27 protein-coding genes are annotated in these 21135 nt (G+C 56.6%); 12 read left to right on the forward strand and 15 right to left on the reverse strand.

Features of this window, described 5'->3' with window-relative positions; all coding sequences use genetic code 11:
- Positions 1-69: 69 nt before the first annotated feature.
- Both ABRP31_RS16645 and ABRP31_RS16650 read left to right on the forward strand, forming a co-directional pair.
- On the forward strand, positions 70-312 hold the full coding sequence (locus ABRP31_RS16645) for a DUF6555 family protein (RefSeq protein ID WP_087265277.1): 243 nt from the start codon (positions 70-72) through the stop codon (positions 310-312).
- Between the two features lie 67 nt (positions 313-379).
- Positions 380-634, forward strand: coding sequence for a hypothetical protein (locus ABRP31_RS16650; RefSeq protein ID WP_349969380.1), 255 nt, complete (start codon positions 380-382; stop codon positions 632-634).
- 46 nt (positions 635-680) lie between these two features.
- Here the strand turns inward: ABRP31_RS16650 and map are convergent, their stop codons facing one another.
- Both map and ABRP31_RS16660 read right to left on the reverse strand, forming a co-directional pair.
- Positions 681-1472, reverse strand: a complete 792-nt coding sequence (gene map / locus ABRP31_RS16655) for a type I methionyl aminopeptidase (RefSeq protein WP_349969381.1) — start codon at positions 1470-1472, stop codon at positions 681-683.
- A complete protein-coding gene (locus tag ABRP31_RS16660) occupies positions 1469-1723 on the reverse strand; it encodes a ParD-like family protein (RefSeq protein WP_349969382.1) in 255 nt (84 codons plus the stop codon). The genes map and ABRP31_RS16660 overlap by 4 nt, the downstream gene beginning before the upstream one ends.
- Positions 1724-1924: 201 nt before the next feature.
- Here ABRP31_RS16660 and ABRP31_RS16665 point away from each other — a divergent pair, with 201 nt between their 5' ends.
- Positions 1925-2119: a hypothetical protein gene (locus ABRP31_RS16665; RefSeq protein WP_144443230.1), complete on the forward strand. Its 195-nt coding sequence runs from the start codon at positions 1925-1927 to the stop codon at positions 2117-2119.
- Here the strand turns inward: ABRP31_RS16665 and ABRP31_RS16670 are convergent.
- The 3 genes from ABRP31_RS16670 to ABRP31_RS16680 form a co-directional block, all read right to left on the reverse strand.
- Positions 2070-2267 (reverse strand): hypothetical protein, encoded by a 198-nt coding sequence (locus ABRP31_RS16670; RefSeq protein WP_087265028.1) that lies wholly within the window; start codon positions 2265-2267, stop codon positions 2070-2072. The genes ABRP31_RS16665 and ABRP31_RS16670 overlap by 50 nt on opposite strands.
- A gap of 122 nt (positions 2268-2389) precedes the next feature.
- Complete coding sequence (locus ABRP31_RS16675; RefSeq protein WP_087265029.1) at positions 2390-3415, reverse strand: Ldh family oxidoreductase; 1026 nt, start codon at positions 3413-3415, stop codon at positions 2390-2392.
- An 82-nt stretch (positions 3416-3497) separates the two neighbouring features.
- The gene (locus ABRP31_RS16680) at positions 3498-3950 is read right to left on the reverse strand and encodes a GNAT family N-acetyltransferase (RefSeq protein WP_349969383.1); all 453 of its coding nucleotides are present in this window, start codon (positions 3948-3950) and stop codon (positions 3498-3500) included.
- Positions 3951-4146: 196 nt separating this feature from the next.
- On the opposite strand from ABRP31_RS16680, the gene ABRP31_RS16685 reads away from it, so the two are divergent.
- Positions 4147-5175, forward strand: a complete 1029-nt coding sequence (locus ABRP31_RS16685; protein ID WP_349969384.1) for a FecR family protein — start codon at positions 4147-4149, stop codon at positions 5173-5175.
- Positions 5176-5272: 97 nt separating this feature from the next.
- Here ABRP31_RS16685 and ABRP31_RS16690 read toward each other — a convergent pair whose 3' ends face one another.
- Complete coding sequence (locus ABRP31_RS16690) at positions 5273-7606, reverse strand: acylase (RefSeq protein ID WP_349969386.1); 2334 nt, start codon at positions 7604-7606, stop codon at positions 5273-5275.
- Between the two features lie 222 nt (positions 7607-7828).
- Between ABRP31_RS16690 and ABRP31_RS16695 the strand changes: the two genes are divergently transcribed.
- Positions 7829-8218: a Fe2+/Zn2+ uptake regulation protein gene (locus ABRP31_RS16695; protein WP_087265033.1), complete on the forward strand. Its 390-nt coding sequence runs from the start codon at positions 7829-7831 to the stop codon at positions 8216-8218.
- 30 nt (positions 8219-8248) lie between these two features.
- Here ABRP31_RS16695 and ABRP31_RS16700 read toward each other — a convergent pair whose 3' ends face one another.
- Positions 8249-8437 (reverse strand): hypothetical protein, encoded by a 189-nt coding sequence (locus ABRP31_RS16700; protein WP_087265034.1) that lies wholly within the window; start codon positions 8435-8437, stop codon positions 8249-8251.
- Positions 8438-8683: 246 nt separating this feature from the next.
- Here ABRP31_RS16700 and ABRP31_RS16705 point away from each other — a divergent pair, with 246 nt between their 5' ends.
- Positions 8684-10492, forward strand: a complete 1809-nt coding sequence (locus ABRP31_RS16705) for a monovalent cation:proton antiporter-2 (CPA2) family protein (RefSeq protein WP_349969388.1) — start codon at positions 8684-8686, stop codon at positions 10490-10492.
- Between the two features lie 89 nt (positions 10493-10581).
- Here the strand turns inward: ABRP31_RS16705 and ABRP31_RS16710 are convergent, their stop codons facing one another.
- The 3 genes from ABRP31_RS16710 to moaB all read right to left on the reverse strand — a co-directional run bounded on the left by ABRP31_RS16710 (position 10582) and on the right by moaB (position 13356).
- A complete protein-coding gene (locus ABRP31_RS16710) occupies positions 10582-11508 on the reverse strand; it encodes a glycosyltransferase family 2 protein (protein ID WP_349969389.1) in 927 nt (308 codons plus the stop codon).
- Between the two features lie 98 nt (positions 11509-11606).
- Complete coding sequence (gene glp / locus ABRP31_RS16715) at positions 11607-12809, reverse strand: gephyrin-like molybdotransferase Glp (protein WP_349969390.1); 1203 nt, start codon at positions 12807-12809, stop codon at positions 11607-11609.
- A 7-nt stretch (positions 12810-12816) separates the two neighbouring features.
- The gene (moaB, locus tag ABRP31_RS16720; protein ID WP_027898187.1) at positions 12817-13356 is read right to left on the reverse strand and encodes a molybdenum cofactor biosynthesis protein B; all 540 of its coding nucleotides are present in this window, start codon (positions 13354-13356) and stop codon (positions 12817-12819) included.
- Between the two features lie 77 nt (positions 13357-13433).
- Between moaB and mobA the strand changes: the two genes are divergently transcribed.
- Complete coding sequence (gene mobA / locus ABRP31_RS16725) at positions 13434-14027, forward strand: molybdenum cofactor guanylyltransferase MobA (protein ID WP_349969391.1); 594 nt, start codon at positions 13434-13436, stop codon at positions 14025-14027.
- A 96-nt stretch (positions 14028-14123) separates the two neighbouring features.
- On the forward strand, positions 14124-14348 hold the full coding sequence (locus ABRP31_RS16730; protein ID WP_087265039.1) for a YgdI/YgdR family lipoprotein: 225 nt from the start codon (positions 14124-14126) through the stop codon (positions 14346-14348).
- Positions 14349-14434: 86 nt separating this feature from the next.
- Here the strand turns inward: ABRP31_RS16730 and ABRP31_RS16735 are convergent, their stop codons facing one another.
- The 5 genes from ABRP31_RS16735 to ABRP31_RS16755 all read right to left on the reverse strand — a co-directional run bounded on the left by ABRP31_RS16735 (position 14435) and on the right by ABRP31_RS16755 (position 18263).
- Positions 14435-15325, reverse strand: a complete 891-nt coding sequence (locus ABRP31_RS16735) for a pseudouridine synthase (protein WP_349969392.1) — start codon at positions 15323-15325, stop codon at positions 14435-14437.
- Between the two features lie 83 nt (positions 15326-15408).
- On the reverse strand, positions 15409-15930 hold the full coding sequence (gene sodC, locus ABRP31_RS16740; RefSeq protein WP_349969582.1) for a superoxide dismutase [Cu-Zn] SodC: 522 nt from the start codon (positions 15928-15930) through the stop codon (positions 15409-15411).
- 256 nt (positions 15931-16186) lie between these two features.
- On the reverse strand, positions 16187-16423 hold the full coding sequence (locus ABRP31_RS16745; RefSeq protein ID WP_087265042.1) for a glutaredoxin family protein: 237 nt from the start codon (positions 16421-16423) through the stop codon (positions 16187-16189).
- 88 nt (positions 16424-16511) lie between these two features.
- Positions 16512-17138 carry a hypothetical protein gene (locus tag ABRP31_RS16750; RefSeq protein ID WP_349969393.1) on the reverse strand — a complete coding sequence of 209 codons (627 nt, stop codon included), beginning with the start codon at positions 17136-17138 and terminating at the stop codon, positions 16512-16514.
- A gap of 33 nt (positions 17139-17171) precedes the next feature.
- On the reverse strand, positions 17172-18263 hold the full coding sequence (locus tag ABRP31_RS16755; protein ID WP_349969583.1) for an acyltransferase: 1092 nt from the start codon (positions 18261-18263) through the stop codon (positions 17172-17174).
- A gap of 464 nt (positions 18264-18727) precedes the next feature.
- Between ABRP31_RS16755 and ABRP31_RS16760 the strand changes: the two genes are divergently transcribed.
- From ABRP31_RS16760 to ABRP31_RS16775, 4 genes are all read left to right on the forward strand, one after another.
- On the forward strand, positions 18728-19042 hold the full coding sequence (locus ABRP31_RS16760; RefSeq protein WP_087265043.1) for a YqjD family protein: 315 nt from the start codon (positions 18728-18730) through the stop codon (positions 19040-19042).
- A gap of 5 nt (positions 19043-19047) precedes the next feature.
- Entirely contained in the window at positions 19048-19440 is a 393-nt protein-coding gene (locus tag ABRP31_RS16765) for a phage holin family protein (protein WP_087265044.1), read from the forward strand.
- A complete protein-coding gene (locus ABRP31_RS16770; RefSeq protein ID WP_349969394.1) occupies positions 19437-19775 on the forward strand; it encodes a hypothetical protein in 339 nt (112 codons plus the stop codon). The genes ABRP31_RS16765 and ABRP31_RS16770 overlap by 4 nt, the downstream gene beginning before the upstream one ends.
- 144 nt (positions 19776-19919) lie before the next feature.
- Entirely contained in the window at positions 19920-21077 is a 1158-nt protein-coding gene (locus ABRP31_RS16775; RefSeq protein ID WP_087265046.1) for an EAL domain-containing protein, read from the forward strand.
- Positions 21078-21135: the final 58 nt, after the last annotated feature.

Here is a 21135-nt window from a genome sequence, read left to right on the forward strand (position 1 = left end):
GCTTCCAGGTACCCAAGGAAGTACACATTTTCAGAGATGTATCCCGACATCCCACAGGCAGGGGCAATGATGAACGATCAGACGGACTTTGAAATTCATTATCAGTTTCGCGGCGAACCCAGACACTTCTGCCATCAGGCATTCCATCTGTGCGAAAGCTATGCGCTGCACATTGCAACGCTACACGCGGGCGTTTGGCAGGTCGGCGACAATGTTGCGACAGGACCGATAAGACTGGCGATTCTTCAGGCAGAGGGACTGGGTGTCACCCAGGTGCACTGGAAAAAGACCCACAGGGAGGAGAAAGTCTAAACAAAACAGTTTCGAGGCGGTCCGACTTATCAAGCAGCGCTCATCAAACCAGCAACGCGAGGTAAGCATGACTATCGATAAAGACCTTGAGAAAGAAGTTCTGACCCGTCTCCTGAAAGCTCATCCAGCGGGATTGGGTAAAGAAGTACTCGACAACTATCGGGGGGAGAACGCAGTCGCGGACACCCTGGAGTACTTGCAGCAAGGCGGTCTGATTCATCACGGTAGCGTCGACTCGACGAGCAAGGCAGGTCGTACGCTCAACTACCCGATCAAACTCAGCTCTGCTGGTGTTGTAGCTGCCAAAGCATACGAACCTTAGGGTTGCAGCGTAAAAGCCCGGCCTGCTTCAGGCCGGGCTTTTTGCATCAGATCGCCGGGTATTCGCCGGTGCCCTCGGGCCAAGGGGTGAGCAACTCGAACCCCGTCTCTGTTACAGCAACCATATGCTCCCACTGGGCCGACAAAGACAAGTCTCTAGTCAGCACTGTCCAGCCATCAGGCAAGACCTTGGTGCCCGGCTTGCCCGCATTGACCATGGGCTCAATAGTGAACACCATGCCTGCCTTCAAGCGCATACCTTTACCCTGCGCACCGTAATGCAGGACTTGAGGGTCTTCGTGATAATTGCGTCCAATCCCATGCCCACAATATTCACGAACGACACTGAAGCCTTCACGGTGCGCGACTGTCTGGATGGCATGACCGATGTCGCCCAGCGTTGCACCCGGACGCACGGCGTGAATACCGGCGCGAGTAGCCTCATAGGTGGTATGCACCAGGCGTTTCGCCAAAGGACTGACCTCACCCACAAAGTACATACGGCTGGTATCGCCGTACCAACCGTCTTTGATAACAGCCACATCGATGTTGATGATATCGCCATCCTTGAGGATGTCCGAAGAAGACGGTATGCCGTGGCACACCACTGCATTGGGTGAAATGCAGGTGGTCTTGGTAAAGCCGTGATAGCCAACGTTCGCCGGAATCACTTTCAGTTCTTTGACGATGTACTCATTGCAGATATCGTCCAGCGCCTCAGTACTGATGCCTGCCTTTACATGGGGAGTGATCATGGCCAGAACATCGGCAGCCAATCTGCCGGCGATCCGCAATTGAACCAGATCCGCTTCACTTTTAATGCTGACAGGACCGCTCATCGAGAGGCCACCTTCGGTTGCGACTGAGCAGGCGAAATATCATAGGTCTGCGCACTCAGAACGATGCCGTCAGCGTTCTCCGTACGGATCAGCATTTGGCAAATCTCGCTGTAATTCAGCGCCGGGTGCAACTCACTGAGCATGCCGACCCGCATCCAGTGCTCGGCCTGAGCATTTATAGAGCGACTAAGCGCCGCACTGGCTGCGCGAATATTGACGTGCATATGTTCCGAAATCTTGACCAGACCCATGATTCACCTCGAATGGAATATACGAATCATATATGTTTCATATATAGCGAGGCAAGTCGGCAGTTTACCGAGGCTGCTCAGCGAACTCGAATCAGCAGCCTGCTGAGTGGTATAACGCTCAACGACTGTACTGTTTGCTTTGGAAGATGCTGAGTCATCCACGTCCATGCCTGGCATGAGACGCTGTCTGGAGAATCACGCGTGACGAACTTTCTACTGGGCTGGTGCGTGGTTTCACTGTTTGGCACACTATTAGCGCTGCGCCTGATACGTAATGGCAAGAGCCGGGGTGAACGCTCGCCTGAAACGGCCGATACCGGGCAGGATGCGCCGGTAGCCGGTGAAATCAGTCAGCCGTCAGCCGACCGTGATGTTCAACCGCGTGCCGGGCGTTGACCACAGCCATCGACACCAGCGGTTCGTAAGCATTGAACTGGCGAAGCGCTGCAGCCAGAGCCAGAAAATCCTCACGCTGCATTTCATTCATGCCAGCGATGATGGATGCGCGATCAGTCGTAGTGTTTGCAACGTGTTTAAGGGACATGGCAACCGCCTCTTTCAAATTACTGTTCAAACATACAGTATTTGGATAAAGGGATTTACGCAAGTCAGAGGACGACGAACGGCTCACTCAACCCTCAGTCGTCCTGGCACATCATGCTGCCATCACCTCACGAGCGCCTGCAGATTTGCCCACTCTGCCTGTGAAATTTCGATGCCTTGCGCCAGTGACTTTGCGCGCTCCTTATATCGACGGTCGCCAGGCATACGCTCCTGCCCCACGCCATGCATCTGCCTGACCAGCTCCTCACTACGCTCGGCGAAGTGCTGGCCGCTGCCCTTGTCCGGATCAATAACAATCAACAACTGCCCGGTCCAGGGTGTCTGGGCTCCGGGATGCCCGGACCAATCGAACTCAAACGAAAAGTTGCCACCGGTAAGGCCCGCTGCAAGTAGCTCGACCATCATAGATAACGCGGACCCTTTGTAGCCACCAAATGGCAGAAGCGCTCCACCGTCAAGAATGGCCTTTGGGTCCTGCGTTGGCTCACCCGCACGGTCGACCCCCATGCCGGCAGGCAGGGTACGTCCGGCTCGGGCGGCAATCTGCACATCCCCATTGGCAATGGCGCTGGTCGCCAGATCGAAAACGATGGGATCACCACCCGCACGAGGCGCCGCGAACGCTATAGGGTTGGTGCCAAATAACGGCCTTTGTGCACCATGAGGCACCACGCAGGTCATGCTGTTAACCACGCTCAACGCCACCAGTCCTTGCGCGGCGAAGGGTTCGACGTCTGGCCATAACGCCGCGAAGTGGTGGGAACTGCGGATCGCCAGAACCGCGATACCGGCGCTCTTCACCTTTTCGATCAGCAACGGCGTAGCTGCCGCCAAAGCGGGCTGCGCAAAGCCGTTGGCCGCATCCACTCGAATAAACGCAGCACCTGCATCCTCTATGACCGGCACAGCTTTGCCATCGACCCAGCCACTGGCCAGCGATGACAAATAACCGGGAATGCGAAAAATCCCATGGCTGTGGGACCCATCGCGCTGCGCGCTCGCGCAGTTTTGCGACAAGACCTGAGCAACATCCTCTGAAGTGCCGTGCCGTAGAAATATGCGCCGCAGTAAGTCAGCCAATTCAACGAAGCTAACGGTGTGTGTCTCGATATCACGGGGTGCAGACATTTAAAACTCCGCCAGTCAGCTTTAAACAAGTGATCCAACTTCACAGCGTTGCATCAGAATCTGCCGAGATTACTGCCCATCGTCAGGCAGGTAAATCGACGGCATCAAGCTGATCCAGGCGTTTCTGAAAAAAGTAACGACGATGGCCCGGCGGATAATCGTTGATCTGACCGAATTCGCTGTAACCCAGGCTGCGGTAAAAATCCGGTGCCTGAAAATCGAATGTATCGAGCCAGATACCGACGCAGTCTTTATCCCGTGCCAAATCTTCCGCCATCGCCATCAAACGCGAGCCTAGCTTCTGGCCACGGGCCTGCTCCGGCACTACTAACAACTCGATGAACATCCAGCGATAAAAGATCCTGCCATTCAGTCCACCCAACACTTCATTGCTCTGCTCGTCTCTGACAAGGAGCGCAAACTTCTCCGCTCCCGATGCTCCCGCCTGGGCAACGTTATAGGCACGCAATGGCGTAAGGATTGCCGAGACTTCCTCTTCGGTGGGGCAAGACGTTTGTTCGATTCGCACGTTCATCCATGGCTCCGCGTTTTTGCGTATGAAGAGCGGCAGTCTAATGCTGCGCGGTGCAAAAAAGGACGCTGGAAGAATGCGTTAACGCGAATTGACCGCTATTACCCAAAAAATGGCTATATCCGTTGATATTCAATAGCCATAGCTGTTCTCCCCCACTCCTACGCAGATGTAGAATGCTCCTACAGCCGGAGTACCAATGAGCGACCCAATTCTCAGCGAAGCCGAATACGACGCCGTCACCGATGCCGCAGCACATTGGTGCATGCGCATGCACGCAAGCGATTGCACTGCAGAAGAGCGTGAGGCGTTCGAGCTCTGGCTTGATGCCCATCCACTGCATGCCGTCGAATATCAGGCGATGCTGGAAATCTGGGCGCTCTCCGAGCAAGTTGCACCGGTCAATCCATTGCCTACCGGCAACGTCGTGACAATGGCCAGCCGCCCAGCGCCGGAAAACTCGGGCAGAAACTGGCGCAGCTATGCCGCAGCCGCTGCAATCGTCGCCCTCGCCTTGCCGGTAGCGGGATATATCGGCTGGAATCAAGGCTGGCTGCCAAATGCTTATGACACGTATGAAGCCGATGGCAACACCCGTCTGGTCACCATGGCTGACGGCAGTCGCGTGGAACTGAATCTAGGCACCCGACTGACCTTCGCCAACTACAAGGATCGCCGTAGCGTGGTGCTCGACAAGGGCGAAGCGTTCTTTGAGGTCAGCCACGACGCCCAACATCCCTTTGTGGTGAACGCTGGCCAAGGCAGCGTGAGGGTTACCGGAACCAGGTTCAACGTATGGATGTATCAGGATCAGGTCCGGGTAATGCTGCTTGAAGGGTCTGTACAAGTTGTCAGTGACAACTCCCAACCCGGTAGCGGATACCGCCTTGAGCCGGGAATGCAGGCCAGCTACAAGAGCGGCGATTTCGAGCCGCAAATCAGCGAAACCTATGCCAACGACAGCAGCCTTGCCTGGCGCAATGGCAAACTCGTGATCAATAACCTGCCATTGAGCCAAGCGCTCCCATTGATCAATCGTTACCTGCCACAACCGATCTTGCTGGCCGATAACGCCACCGGTGCAATCCGCATTGGCGGCAGCTATAACACCCGGGAGATGGCTAGCCTGGTGACCTCTCTGCCCAAAGTTTTGCCAGTGACGTTGACCCGCAACAGCGAAGGCAGTCAGGTCATCAACAGAAAGCCAAGTGTGGCGCCGAAAGGCTAGCCTGACGCGATGTTGAATTGGAATGAGGCCCCCAAAGAGAGCCTCATTTTTTCAATTCAAATGAGTTGTCCGCACCTGGCGGGGGGACCTCACCCGCCTACTTCCGCCCTTCCTTGATCACCAGCAACCGGTAAGCCGGATCCGCGGTGATCTGCTGCTCGGTGAAAGGCAACACAGCCCATTGTTTTTTGGAGAACGCCTCGGTCTGATCCCGGCGGTGAGGCGATTCGGGATTGGTTGATTCCGACGGTGCAAGCAAGCCCTGAGCGTGAGGGCCGCGCTCATCGAAACTCACGACTTGCAGATAGCTGCTGCCACTGACCACTTCACGCTTGCCATCGCTACGGGGGACAGTTTGCATCGCGTTGTACACACCCAAAACACCTGGACCGCCGTGAATCGGCGTCTGTTGTGTGCCCACAGTCGAAACCTGAATATCCCCCCAACGAGTTTCCGGGGGCAGGCCCGCTTTGCTCAACTGCGCTGCGGATGCCTGCAATGCAGCATGCAGTGCTTCGGTTACACCAGCCTGCTGCAAATCCAGGCCTCGAGGGGTGTAAAGCGGGTTCGCCGGATCAAACGCAATACGCCAGGCATTCGGCACACTCTGCAGCGCCTTCGCGACGTTCTGAAAATGCACGAAGCCCAAGCCAGCATCCAGATTGGCACTGCGATCCCACTGACTCATGCTAGTGCAAACACTTTTGATCGCAGCAACATCGGCACCCGAATACCCGGCGCAGTACTGCAACAGGTCATCCATTAACCCGCCCGCCTCAGCCAGGTACACCCGGTTATCCATAACCATCGCCTGCAAGTCGGCAAGGCTGACTTTGCCTGCCTGTTGCAGGCTTGCCAGTCGATCCACGGCAAAACGCGTGCGCGGGCCCAGTGGCTGGGCGTCACGACTGATCAGCGGCGAGAACCCCGTCAACGGCTGCGCCGGGTTGGTCATCCAGGCTGAATCATTGGAGTTCTGCACGTAGTCGCTACGGCTCAAGGCCGGCAACGCTGAACTCGGGAAGATGCCCGCTTGTGCCGCAGAAGGATCGTTATCCCACGTGCAAGTGCTACGTGAACCGTCGAGCACAATCATTTCCAGCCCGGCAGCGGGATCACTGCACTGCGCCAGCTTCTGCTGACTGACATTCGGCACAACTGAATAGTTGGTATAAAGCGTCTGCCCCTGGTCATCTACCGCAAGGGTGTTGACCCAAGGGATGCCCTGAATTTTCTGCAGCGCACCTTTGAGATCCGCGAGGCTGCTGGCGCGGTTCATCGCGTACCACTGCTGCATGACGCGGTCATTGCCCAGGTTCGCGTCACGCAGGCTGTAAGCGTACTCTCGATTCCAGTCCAGCTTGCCAGGCCACTGCACCACCGGGCCGAACTCGGACTGATAGATTTCACGGGTTTGCTTTTGCGGCTTGCCGTCCTTGTCAGCCAGCGTAACGCTGACGGTGGTCTTTTTCAGCGGACGGGATTCACCATCCACGACGTAACGCGTGGCGTCCTTTGGATCAAGCTTGAGCCGATACAACGTAAAGTGTTTGGACGTGTCGACCGTATGGGTCCACGCCAGGTGCTGGCTGAAACCGATATTGATCAGCGGCAAACCCGGCAGGGCAGCGCCCATCACGTCCAGCTTGCCGGGGATCGTCAGGTGCATCTGATAAAAACGCATGCCGCCGACCCACGGGAAATGCGGGTTGGCCAGCAGCATGCCCCGCCCGTTATCCGAACGGTCACGTCCAATCGCTACCGCGTTACTGCCGCGCTCGAGCGCAAAGTCCTGATCGTGGGCAGCGGCACTGGCGAATGACATCGAATCCACCGATCGGCTGGTGACAGCGGCGGCAGGTGGTGTAGCGGCTGCGAGCGCTTCTGCGAAACGTCCGACGCCACCCTCTACCAGCAGGCGGCGGGTAAGCTTGACCTGATCTTCGGTGGTGATCGGGCGTAGCCATTGCGTCTGCAAGCACTCACCCTGGGCGCCGGCCTCTCGTGTTTCAGCAAGGAACCGGTTGTAACCCGCCACATACCCTTCGACCAATTGGCGGACCTGGGGCGTCTGGGCCTTCCAGAATCCGGCAACGGCCTCTGGCGTATTCAACCAGTTGAAAAATACATCACTGGCCATGTTGTTGCGTTGTTCGGCGGTCTGTTGCTCTGGGCCGAAATAACGTGAGCGCTCGCCGTTGACGGTGACGACTTCATTGGCCAATAGGCAGAGATTGTCCTGCGCATAGGCATAGCCGATGCCGTAGCCCAGACCGCGTTCGTTCTGCGCGCGAATGTGCGGCACCCCAAAGGTCGTCCGACGGATCTCTGCGCCCGCCTGCCCGGCAGGCAGCTGCGCATGAGCACTCACACTCAAGCCAAGGATCAATCCGGTAATACACAACGTTGGCATGCGCTTGATAATGATCACTCTGACTCCTGATGGCTGACTTGCAGACAGGCACAGCCTTGAGGGGCCGGCGCTCACCTTAAGACGAAGAACGGCGGGGAAATTTAGTGACCAGCGGCCTGTCGGGCGGGGGCTTGAACGGTGACTGTTAAACTTTTTTTCGGTAAGTGTTGAGGATTTTCAGCGCTCATACGTCTTACTAAGTGAGGCAAGTATTTTTAGAGCCTGAAAAGGAATTTGCGCATGTTGAATCGTCAAGCCACCACCACCCGAACGATGCTGCGCCAGTCAGCCATTGCCGCGCAGGCACAAGCGCCTGCCGTTGATACCGAACGCCCAGGCAACGAACCGATCAGGAAGTTGCTGAAAAGCTTCGGCTTGCGGACCAGCCTGGTCCGTCTGAAGGTCCTCGACGCGCTGCTGCATGCGACCAGCGAAGGGCAGCCGCTGGGCGTTCGCGGCGTACACAGCCAACTGCTGAAGCTGGATATCCCGCTGTCGTTTCTGAGCGTGCGGGAAGTGCTCAAGCGCCTGTGCGATGAAGGCGTTATTTCTCTCAACCCTGACAAGAGTTATAGCCTGCACCCCCAGGCTATTGAACAACTCAATGAACCGGGCAAATCGGGTCAATGACCGCCCGGTCTGGAACTGGACCGCAAGCTGTCAGCGCTTGACCTTGCGGCGGATCACACCGTTGATGACCACAACCAGCACGGCAACGGCGATGGCGATGTACTGAAAAGTCTTCTCGCTGATGACACCATCAGCCTGCAAGCGGGAAAGGCCCAGCATGACGGCCAGTACCACCAGTGCAATCAGCAGCGAATAAATCAAACGTTGTTTATTGGTCATTGCAGGTTCCTGAAATCTTCATGGTCGGCATTCGTTGCGCACAAATGCGGGCCCATCTTACGCTGATGTGCCACGCATGGCACCGGCATACTGCACACCCTCCCCCTTAGCGCTTTTTGCCAGCCCCAATTGCTCAATGTCTACCCCAGAGCACATCCGGACAACGCCGGTTACAATTCACATGGTTTAATAGCGCCCATTCAAAGCCGCCCGTTCGGCCCTCTCGTCGTTAGCAAGGAGTCAACCATGCCCCCTGAAGGCAGCCTGTTACAGGCCGCAGTCGTGTTTCTGTTCGCCGCGGTTTTGACCGTTCCATTGGCCAAGCGGCTGCAGCTCGGGGCGGTGATCGGCTATCTGATCGCGGGTGTGATCATCGGCCCGTCAGTATTGGGACTGATCGGTAATCCCGAAAGCGTCAGCCACATCTCTGAGCTGGGCGTCGTGTTGCTGCTGTTTATCATTGGCCTCGAACTTTCGCCCAAGCGTTTATGGGTAATGCGTAAAGCAGTGTTTGGCGTCGGCATGGCCCAAGTATTGTTGACAGGTCTGGTAATCGGCGTCGTTGCCCTGCTCGCCTTTGGCCAGCCATTGAACACTGCTGTCGTGCTGGGTCTGGGGCTCGCTCTGTCATCAACCGCCTTCGGCCTGCAAAGTCTCGCCGAGCGCAAGGAACTGAACAGTCCTCACGGCAGACTGGCGTTCGCCATTCTGCTCTTCCAGGACATCGCCGCCATCCCGCTGATTGCCATGGTGCCGCTGCTCGCGGGTACGGACGACAAACTCAGCGCCAGCGATGGCCTGACTCACGGCCTGGAAGTACTGGGCGTCATTGCGATTGTGGTGGTAGGTGGTCGTTACCTGCTGCGTCCGGTGTTCCGTATCGTGGCCAAGACGAAAATCCAGGAAGTGTCCACGGCGACCGCTTTGCTGGTGGTTATCGGCACGGCATGGCTGATGGATCTGGTGGGTGTGTCCATGGCACTGGGAGCATTCCTCGCCGGGCTGCTGCTCGCCGACTCGGAGTACCGCCACGAACTGGAATCGCAGATTGAACCGTTCAAGGGGCTGTTGCTTGGGCTGTTCTTCATGAGCGTGGGCATGAGCGCCAATCTGAGCCTTCTGCTTAGCGAACCCTTGATCGTGCTGGGACTGACGCTGCTACTGATCTTCATCAAATTGCCGCTGTTGTTTATTGTCGGGCGTCTTGCTGGAGGATTAGGCAAACAAAGCGCTTTACGATTAGGCATCGTGCTCGCTGCTGGCGGTGAGTTCGCGTTTGTAGTGTTCAAGATCGGCAGTGATCAGGGCCTGTTTGATGCCCAGTTGTACGACACGCTGATATTGACCATCACTTTGTCGATGGCCCTGACCCCGCTATTGCTGCTGGGCATTGGCCATTGGCTCAAACCCAAGCCGGTCACGGTTGAAATACCGGACGAGTATCGGGACATCAATACCGATTCGCCCCGCGTGGTCATCGCAGGCATGGGCCGTATGGGCCAGATCGTTGCCCGGATTTTACGCGCCCAGAACATCCCTTTTGTCGCCCTGGATACCGCAGTGGAATCCATCGAGTTTTCCCGCAGCTTCGGTAACGTGCCGGTGTTTTACGGCGACCCGTTGCGACCGGAAATATTACGCGCAGCAAAGGTTGAACAGGCTGAGTTCTTCATCATTGCCACTGATGATCCGGACATCAATATCAAGACAGCCGAACTGGTCAACAAGCTATACCCGAACATCAAGATCATCGCTCGCGCGCGTAACCGGCAACATGTGCATCGTCTGCTGGATGTGGGCGCGCAGGCCGTACGGGAAACGTTCTATTCCAGCCTGGAAATGAGCCGGCAGACACTTATTGGCCTCGGTCTGACCCAGACTCAGGCCGATGCGCGCATCAGTCGCTTCAAACGCCACGATGAACAGGTTCTGGCGGCGCAGCATCTGGTTTATGACGATGCGGCGAAGGTCCTGCAAACCGCTCGTGAGGCCAGGAAAGAACTGGCTCAGTTGTTTGAGGCAGATCGTCAGGAAGAGGAAGCCGGGAAGGATTGAAGGGGTACGGGCAAGCGCGCGCCTACCGTTGGAATGCGATCAAACGGTAGGCGCGCTTGCCCGGACGATTTAATGCGCTGCATTCCCCTCTACCCATACGGCCCGTCCCAATACCGCCCATGCATGCCCAGCTTTTTCTTCAGGCGTTTCGGCAGGTGTTTTTCCTGCTTGCTGAGCTTGTAAGCCACCAGCTTTGCTGCGTTGCGAATGAACGACAGCGGCCAGAGCAGGAAACGCTTGGGACCGAGGTATTTGAGCTCTGATTTGACGTAACGCATCCCTTCCCCGCCTACGCCTCCAAAGGTGGCGTAGATCCACGCTTCACGAGACTGGAACACACCGATATCAAAGTAGCGCCGAAACTCTTCCCAAATCGTGTAGTTATGGGAATGGCGACACACCGCAGAGCCTTCGTACGCCACTTTCCACCCTGCCAAAAGCATCTTTGCGGTGACGTACATGTCTTCGGAAAGGATCACGTGCCGGGGAAAACCACCGATATCCAGCAGGGCTTCACGACGATAAGCCGCAAACGAGTTAGACATGAACGGGGTCTTGATGCCTAACAGTGGCGCATCGTCCAGAGTCTTGATCTGTGACACCGGCGGATAGTTGAACAAGCGGGCGTGCTGAGCCAACAGGCTCGCGTCTTTATGGGGTAACTGCCGACCGCACACAGCACCGACTTTCGGGTCGGCAAAGGGCAGCAATATATTGGCAATGGCCTGAGTATCCTCGACGTACGCGTCCTGAGTCATATAGACGTAGACGTCATAGTCGGGATTGAACTCGACCATCATTTGCCGCGTGCCGCCGTGGTTGAAGTCTTTGCTGTCGATCCGAATCACGTTGGCGCAGCGCGACCTTGCCAGCTCAAGGGTTCCATCACTGGAACTTGAGTCGACAATCAAGGTGTCAAAAACAGCAGTCTGGGTTGCCAGAGAATCCAGCAACCGCTCCAAATCCTTTCGCCCGTTATAAGTCGGGATGACACAAGCCACTCTCAAAGACGGCATAACAAAACTCCAGGGCGAAAATCGAATGCCCAACTTGTCAGCGTTTTTGAGGGTAGCTCATGCCTCGTGGATAGACCAATCGGATGGATAGAACCCCATCAACCGAGCACTTCACTCAAGGGGATGAAGTTGACCCAGCCTCCCTCGGCGACTGTGCTGCCTTCACGAACCTCTATCAGGCCGTCAGCCCAGGCAGCGCTGCGTAGAACCCCGGAACTCTGGTTCTTGTAAAACACTGCACGCCCCTGTTCCAGCCTTCCGCGCAGGTACTCACGGCGGTTACCGGGTTTAGTCCAGGCGAAGCCCGCAGGTACGGGAAACTGCAGAGGTTCGACATCGGCTACCCCTTGGCGTCGCAGCAAATAAGGACGGGCTAACAGAGCGAAGGTCACCAGGGTCGACGCAGGGTTGCCAGGCAAACCGATCACTGGAACACCGCGAAAATGCCCGAAGGTCAGCGGTTTACCAGGTTTGATAGCCAGTTTCCACAGCGACAACTCGCCCTCTTCACGCAATGCATGGCCCAGAAAGTCGGCCTCGCCCACAGAAACGCCACCGGTGGACAGGATCAGATCCACGTCGCTGAGTGCCCCCAAGGCCGTACGAGTCTTCTCCAGATCATCGGGCAGAATCCCGGCATCCACCACGTCGCACTCCAGCCTTTTCAGCCAACTGCACAACAAGACGCGGTTGCTGTTGTAAATCTGCCCCGGCCCCAGCGGCAAGCCCGGCTCGATCAGCTCATCGCCGGTCGAAAGCACAGCAACCCGCAAGCGCCTGACCACTTGCAGCCTGTCCAGCCCCAATGAAGCGGCCAGCCCCAGCTCGATAGGCCCAAGGCGCGTACCGGCGGCAAGGACTTTGTCACCCGTCCGGGTTTCCTGACCTTGTGGGCGAATGTTCTGGCCGATCTGTAGAGGCTCGGTAAACCCGACACGCTGATCCGGGAAGACCTCAGCGTTTTCCTGCATCTCGACACAGTCAGCGCCGTCCGGAACCGGCGCACCGGTGAAAATTCGTGCGCAGGTACCGGGCGTCAATGGCTGCGGTGCCTGTCCGGCAAAAATACGCTGGCTGACCACTAAAGGCTCGCCGCTCCAGTCCGCCAGACGCAGGGCATAGCCATCCATGGCACTGTTCGGCCAGGGCGGCAGGTCCAGCGTTGCAATCATGTCCTGCGCCAGCACTCGGCCTTGTGCCTGCGCCAATGGCACTGTTTCGGACTGAGTCACGGGCGCCGCTTCAGCCATTTCCAGCAAACGTGCCAAGGCCTGCTCTACCGGCATCAAGGGCTTGTTCATCGGTGTCTTATCCACGGGTTGCGCAAGGCTCGGCTTGCTTCAAGTGCGGCACGAAGTTGCAGGGGCGAAACCGGTTGTCCAATTGCTGGGCGAGAATCCCGTCCCACCCCGTGCGTACTGCGTTAGTCGAGCCCGGAAGGCAGCAAACCAGTGTGCCGTTGGCCAGCCCGGCCAAAGCGCGGGACTGAATGGTCGAGGTGCCGATGTCGGGCACCGATATCTGACGGAACAGCTCGCCGAAACCATCCACTTGCTTATCCAGCAGGCAGGCGACCGCTTCCGGCGTGCTATCACGCCCGGTGAAGCCAGTGCCGCCGGTAATCAGCACCACCTGGACTTCATCGTCCGCGATCCAGCCCGCGACCTTCGCACGGATCTTGTACAGATCATCCTTGAGGAGAACCCGCTCGATCAGGCTATGCCCGGCTTCAGTGAGACGATCGACAAACATCTGGCCAGAAGTATCAGTTTCGCGGGTGCGTGTGTCACTGACCGTCAAAACAGCAATATTCAGCGGTACAAAGGGGGTATCGGCCTTGGCTTTCATGGCTCTATCCAGTTGAAGAGAAAACAGGCCGGTGTTATATCACAGCACCCCATTTCACTGCTTCGGTCAACTCACTCATGCCTGATGTCACCACCCTTCCCGCCTGTTCGATCCTGCTGTTGGCCGGAGGCCAGGGTCAGCGTATGGGCGGCCGGGACAAGGGGCTGATCCTGTGGAAAGGCGAGCCGCTGATCCAGCACCTGCATCGCCTGACCCGCCCCTTGACCGATGACTTGCTGATTTCCTGCAATCGAAACCTGGAACAATACGCAGCTTACGCCGACCAACTGGTGCAGGACGGCAATGATGAGTTTCACGGGCCGTTCGCCGGCATCCGCGCAGCCCTGCCTCTGGTGCATCACGCACATTTGCTGGTGCTGCCTTGCGACGTGCCATTGATCGATCTCTCACTGCTGCGAGAACTTCGGGAAACGGCATTCAAACATCCTCGGCAACCGGTCATGGTGCGCAGTGGCGAGCACTGGCAACCCTTGCTTTGCGTAATCCCGACCTGCCACGCAGAAGCTTTTGAAGCGGCCTGGCAACAGGGTGAACGCAGCCCGCGCAGGGTCATGGAGCAGCTCGATGCCGTAGCCGTGCAATGTGTCGCGGACGATCCGCGGCTCGCCAACCTCAATACTCCGGACTTGCTCGCCCTGACGACCGGGTGATTCAGGCGTTGCACAGCAACTACTATTGATTGAACTTGCTGAGCGCAGATACGTCTTACACGTCAGTTAACCAAGAATCGATCAGGAGACACCGTAATGAACCAACGGACCCTTCCCGCTGCCTTTTTGCTCGCACTGGGCCTTGCATCCCTCGCTGGCTGTGCATCGCCGACTGTGATCACTTTGACCGATGGCCGGGAAATACAGGCCGTCGATACGCCCAAGTATGATGACGATTCAGGCTTCTACGAGTTCGAACAACTCGATGGCAAGCAAACCCGTGTCAACAAGGATCAAGTACGTACCGTCAAGGATCTGTAATTCAGAACCCGACGCAGTAGACGTAAAAAACCCGCCAAGTGCGGGTTTTTTTATGGGCGACAGAAAATGCCGAGCGGCTGCTGCAGCTACCATTCCAGATGAATTTCGCTTTGGAATTCCCGTTGTTGTCCGGTGACCGGATCGATAAACCGCAAGCTTTGCGCAAGCAACTTCAAGGGCTTGGTGTAGTCGTCCACGGCGTCCTTGATCACCAGCGGGTAAAACGGATCGTTGCAAATACCGGCCCCAATAGCGGCCATGTGCACACGCAGCTGGTGTTTCTTGCCCGTCACCGGATACAGCGCATAACGCCACAGATCACCGTTACGCTCACAAACCTCCATGGCGGTTTCGGTATTGCTGACGCCAGCGCCTTCCTGCATGCGGAAAAAAGGCTCGCCGTCGATCAAACGGCTTTTATGCACCCGTGGAAACTCCATACCCGGCAGCGCGGGTGCGATGGCTTCATAGCGCTTGTCAATCTGGCGGGTCGGGAACAGTGACTGATACGCCGAGCGCGTCTGTTTGTTGGCAGAAAACAACACCAGCCCTGCGGTATGCCGATCGATACGGTGCAATGGCACCAGATCAGGATTATCCAGGCGACGGATCAAACGGCGCAGCAAGGTTTGTTCGACGTATTCACCCGCAGGCGTCACCGGCAGAAAGTGCGGTTTGTCGGCAACGACCAGATGGTCGTCGGCATAAAGAATCGACTCTTGCACCGGGATCGGCGTTTCGTTGGGCACTTCGCGAAAATAGTGAATCCGCAGCCCTTCCCGGTAGGCCAGATCCACACCAACAGGTTTGCCATTGGCATCCAGCACCCGACCGCGGGCAATCCGGTCAAGCCACTGCTCGCGACTGATGGCGCTGAAATGCGCGCACAGACAATCGAGCACAGTGACCCACTTTCCTGGCGGCAAATAGAGAGTACTGGCCTGGCTGTTGGCAGCAGAAAATGCAGAATCGGACATACGTGGGCTCGTGGGTGACTCTTGGGTGAAATAGCGCCGCATTATCACCCAAGAGCTTTGTCACGGCGAATCGCTTGAAGGTGTCAGATCACGCCGCAGGCAGCCCGGTCACCACCACCGCCCAAAGGCTTGGGCATGTCGGAATGATTATCGGCACCCGCGTGAACCATCAACGCATGGCCTTTGACATCCTTAAGCTTTTTCAAGCGTGGCGCCAGAACCGGGTAATTAGCCATGCCGTCATCGGTGACATAAATGGCTGGGAGGTCGCCCAGATGCCCATTGGCGTATGGGCCCAGGTGCTTACCGGTCTTTTTCGGATCCCAGTGGCCACCAGCGGCTTGAGCGGCAACTTTCACACCGTCTTTCTCGGCTGTTTCACAGCTCGGGTTTTCGTGGATATGGAAGCCATGAACACCGGCAGGCAGCGAGGTCAGACTAGGTGTGAATAACAGGCCGTATTCAGTTTCGGTGATGATGACTTCGCCAATCGGCTTCGCTGCCTCCGTCGCACTCACCAGATTCATCGGTACCGACACCGATTCGGCGAATGCCGTGTTCAGAGAAAAAGCGCCAACCAGGCCAAGCCAGAGATAAGGTTTCATCATTCGTCCATTTGCTGAGAAAAAGTGCAAGGCAGCCAAAAAGCCTGCCGGGATGAAGGTCGTACCTAGTCTTGTACCAGCTGAACGGCGAATTAGTTCCGCGGAATATGTGTGTGAGTGTTTTCTTGCCTGCCCTTATCTCGGGCAGGCCTTGCTCAAAGGCGTGTTATCCAAATGTTGCCAATGACGTGGGCAACCCTAGAATCTCCACAGGTGAGTTGCGTTCAACGATCCGGCTTACCCGCGATCTCAAAACCTACAACAGAAAACTGACCACCCGCTCCACGCTGAACGGCCAGTCCAGCTCAGCACCGGTATCCACGCGACGCAGCACCGGAATACGCAACGCGTAGCTTTCGAACAGGCGCTCGCTGTCGCCGATATCCACCAGTTCCACCAATAAGCCATGCTCTACCAACGGCATTAATTCGGCTTCGGCGACTTCACACAGATGACACCCCAAGGTGCCAAACAACTGACATTCAGGAGGCATATGGATGACCCTCCATGCAGAAAACGAGCGGTCATTTTAGGCCTGCGCATGACAGTCGTCGAGGATGAGTCAGGCACATGAAATCAGATTAAAGCGGCTCCTGCGGAACCCGCCACTCCGGTGCTCTATAGACTTGCCCGGCACCGGAAATCCGCATCGAGATACGATCCAGAATCGACTCCGCAGTGTACTTGGGAGTCGTTGCGTTGAAGGCGATAAACAACAGGCCTACCACCAGCGCTGCCGAAGGGATCCGGCCCGGCTGGATATTTTCCAGCCCCAGAAGAAAAAGGCAGGCGGCCAGCGAGCCCAGCAAAGCACCGGCAATTGCTTCAGGCAAAGGATGAATGAACGGCGCAACGCAGTAGATGCTGAACAGCCAGCCCACTGCCAGACCCAACGCCGCTGCGGGCCAACTCAATGCAGGATGCAACTGCCGGGCGATTAGACTCAGCCCCACCGTCAGTACCAGACACGTATTCATCGCATGACCGCTCAGGACATAAATGCCAAGGCTCTCAAACGCAACGCCCCAGCCCTTGAAGAGGATCTTGCTGACCGCAACGATGGTGTAAACCGCGAAAACAGTGGCGACCCACAGCAGCGCAGAACGACGGGAACGGGTCATCCAGAGCCAGCCAATAATGACAATTGCGGCAGGCAGCATGACGGTGATGCCGCCATACTGGGTGAGTGAAGCGAGCTGTATATCCAACGATGACTCCAACACGTAGCGCGCCGCCAAATCTTACTGCGCACGCTCCAGGCCAGGTGAGCGCGCTCGAAAGTGTTTACGGGCAAAAATATTGGCCCGATCCAGTACCGGTTTTTCGAAACAACGATAGCCGACCCAGCCGTAACATAGCACCGCAGCCATCATCAGCACGGCGAAGAAAATATTATCCAGCAGCGTCTCGGGCCAACCGCCCAGTAACTGCCAGATACGCCCGATAACGCCCAGCACCAGCAGATGAGACAAGTAGACGGTGTAGGACATGTCGCCAATCAGGACCAGACCTCCGGGCATCGATACGTGCTTACGACGCTCCAGCAATGCCAGCGCGAACACCAGCAAGCCAAACACCAGGCCGACCACCAGCATCCGCGCCAAACCATGACTTTCAAATAATCCATACAGACCAATCACCGGAACGCCTAATACCAACGCTCCAACCAGCAGTCCCCAGACAGCGGAATCGGCAACGCGAACGTTATGTCGGCTGTAAAACAAAAGGGCCAATAAAGCCCCGGCGATGAATTCCAGGGCATAAGGATGCAAAACCACCGCTAACACTGGAGGGTACGTCTGCCAATCCTGGAGCGTGTTGAACACCAGCAAAACCAATGCCCAGGCCACCAGTAGCCACGGCAAATAACGCTCTTTGAAAAACAGCAGGACGCTGAATACAAGGTAGAACCACAACTCGAACACCAGCGACCACGCCACCATGACCAGCAGCACCTTGTCACTGGGCAGCAAAAAAAACGACAGCCAAAGGTTTGATGTGCCATGACCACTGTTGACCATGCCCGGCTGAACCAGATAAATCGCCAGCGTGATGAAAAAATACAGCCAATACGTCGGATAGATCCGCGACACGCGATTGAACAAAAAACGCCAGTTCTCAACGCTGTTCTGGAAGCGTCCGCGGCTGACTATCACCATCACGAAGCCACTGATGACGAAAAACAGATCCACCCCTAACTGAAAGAAATCCAGCCAGCCAGGTAGCAGCCTGTCGCCCCCTGAGTACTTCAGTTCAACAGACGTCATATGGAAAAGCACCACGCCCAGCACCGCCAGGCCCCTCAACCCCTGAAGGGAATACAGCCGCTCCATGTCACTCTCCAGCACATGCCCGAACGCCAGGATCAGCGTCAGTACTTCCATGATTTACCAATGCACTCAAGCCCCTGAGCGAGTACCTGTTTTGTCACCTGTAGCCCGGTAAATGCCGCCGAGACAGTCGCCTGCGTTTCAGCACCGGTCTACAGCATAGCCAAGTCCGCAGCCAATGGGACCCGTTGCATGACGGCTGTTACACAAGCGCACTCAAAGCGCCTGTCAGGACACGCATCGCGACAGCGCGGGGAAAATCGTGGAAACTCCGGACACGGCGCTGTAGCGGCAAAAGCAAGGCATTACTTGCGCCCTGCGCTCCCGATAAGCGCATGAAAAAAAAGCAACGCACCATCTCACTGCACAACCTGCATTGGCCCACCCTGAGATTTCATGCGGGATTGGAGTGAACCTTCAGCAACGCCCCGGACTCGAAAGCCCATACGCACTTAATGGAGAGAAAAATGGCACGTCAAACAGCACAGACCGCCCAGGAAATCCTGATGGCTGACTTCCAGGTTCTGGTTGCCGATACGGAAAAGCTTTTGGAACACACCGCTTCGCTGGCGGGTGAGCAGGCTGATGAGTTGCGTAGCCAGATCAATGAAAGCCTTTTGCGCGCCCGTGAAACCCTGAAACTCACTGAAGAGTCTCTGCGTGAGCGCGGTAAAGCAGCTGTGGTTGCAACTGAAGATTACGTACAAACAAACCCATGGCAATCAGTTGGCATCGCAGCCGGCGTTGGTTTCCTGATCGGTCTACTGGCTACAAGGCGCTAACGAATATGGCTCTGGGAACTGAATCCGGTCCGGCATCAGACCAGACCTCATCATCGCCACGGCGATTGGGTGCTGCGGTTCTTGGACTGCTGCACAGCCATGTGGAACTGTTCGGTATCGAACTGCAGGAGCAAAAAGCCCGTACCTTGAGTGTCCTGTTGTTCGCAGGCCTGGCTCTGGTGTTTGCTTTGCTTTTACTGACAGGTCTTTCGGCTTTACTCCTGATCGTGCTGTGGGACAGTTATCGCCTCGTCGGCATTATTGGCTTGTGCGTGTTCTATACGCTGTGCGCGCTGTTCTGCGCCCTGCGCCTCAAAGCTGCCATTTTCGACGAGTCGTCGCCGTTCAATGCGACCCTCGAAGAGCTGGCCAATGACCGTGAGCGATTGATGCGATGAGCCTGCCTGAATCCCACCAGAAACACTCCCGTCGGGAATTGCGCAAGGCGCTGGTTCGCCTGCGCATGGAAATGCACCGCCAGGAAATCCGTCAAGAGTCGACGAACCTTATGCAACCACTGCGCAGGGTTCGTGGGATGACCACCGACTGGCAAGGCGCGCTGGGTATCAAACATGCGCCGTTATGGGGTGTGGGTGTTGTCTCGCTGCTCGGATTTCTGGGCGGCAAAGGCGCAAAAGGGTCTCGTCCTGGTGGTCTGACGCGAATCGTCAAGCTGGGTGTAAGCCTGCTGCCGATTATCCGTCTGGCTCTGGGTTCCTCCCGAAAACGTTAGTGGCAATTGGCTGCGTTCTTGCAAGCAGCACTCCTCCAGCAGGATTAATCGACGGCTTCAGGTCTTACTGAAGCCGTCGATTTTGTTATGGGCACACTCTTTCAAAGTGCCGTTTTTAACTGTCGAGTTTATTGAGGAGGCCATGTGATCAATGGGCAACCCATTGCCTGCTTTCAGCCGTTCATTGATACCGCTACTGGCCGTATTGCTGGTGTTGAAGCATTGGGACGCGTTCGCCAGGACGACGGCCAGCTAAAATCCGTTGGTCCACTGTTCGCCGACCCGAGAGTGCCCGCTGCCGCGCTGCGTCGACTGGATCGTGTTATCCGCGACGACGCCCTGAGCAAAATCCATCAAGCGCCTGAAGACTGGTTCTTGAGCCTGAATATCTCACCGCGGTGGATTTCTCGCTTGCGCCCCGGTCAACCGCTGCCCAGCCTTAAACAACTGCAGCGAAATGGCGTCGAGCCCGCACGCGTGGTGTTTGAGATCACTGAGCTGGACGGCAACAGCCAGCGCCTTGCTGAAGTCGTGAGCCGCTATCGCGAAGCTGGCGCCCGGATTGCCATTGATGACTTCGGCGCAGGCTACTCCCAACTTGATCGTGTGCTTGCATTGCAGCCCGATATCCTCAAGCTGGACATGCGCCTTTTTCAAGCCGCCGCAAAAGGCGGGCCCAGTAGCGATATCGTAAAAGCGCTGGCCCAAATGGCAGAAAAAACCGGCTGCTGGATTATTGCCGAAGGGGTGGAAACCGAAGCCGAACTGCATTTTGCCCTTGAGTGCGGTGCACGTTACGTTCAGGGCTTTCTGTTCGCTCAAGGCGTACAGGCATTCTTTGCTCCGGATGCGTTTGTCGAACAATTCGCCCAACTGCGCGACTGCTATGTGCAGAAAAAACTGGCGGAGCGCGCGCGCGTCATGGACCTGCGCCAGCAGTTGGCGTCGCTGATGACGATTCTGCAACGCTGGGATCAGCGTTCACTCGACCAACTGCCGCAATTGCTCGATTACCCATGGTTACTGCGGTTCTACCAATGCGACCGGCATGGCACTCAGCTCACGCCCAATCTGGAATGGCGCAACGGCGAATGGCATTCCGATGCGACCTACATTGGCCACAACTGGTCATGGCGTCCCTATTTTTACCATTTGCTTGCCGAAGGCTGGCATGAACGCCGCCTGATCCTGTCCAACACCTACCGCGACGCCACCAGCAACCAGTACTGCCTGACTGCGGGCCAGTTCTTCGACGACGACCAACGCATACTCTTGATCGATGTCGACGCGGCGGGCTTTTAACCTCTTGCAGCCGGGTCGTCGAACCCGGAAGCTAGGCAATCTTTACCGACGGAGTGAA

This window comes from Pseudomonas caspiana, assembly GCF_040224095.2.
Taxonomy (GTDB): Bacteria; Pseudomonadota; Gammaproteobacteria; order Pseudomonadales; family Pseudomonadaceae; genus Aquipseudomonas; species Aquipseudomonas caspiana.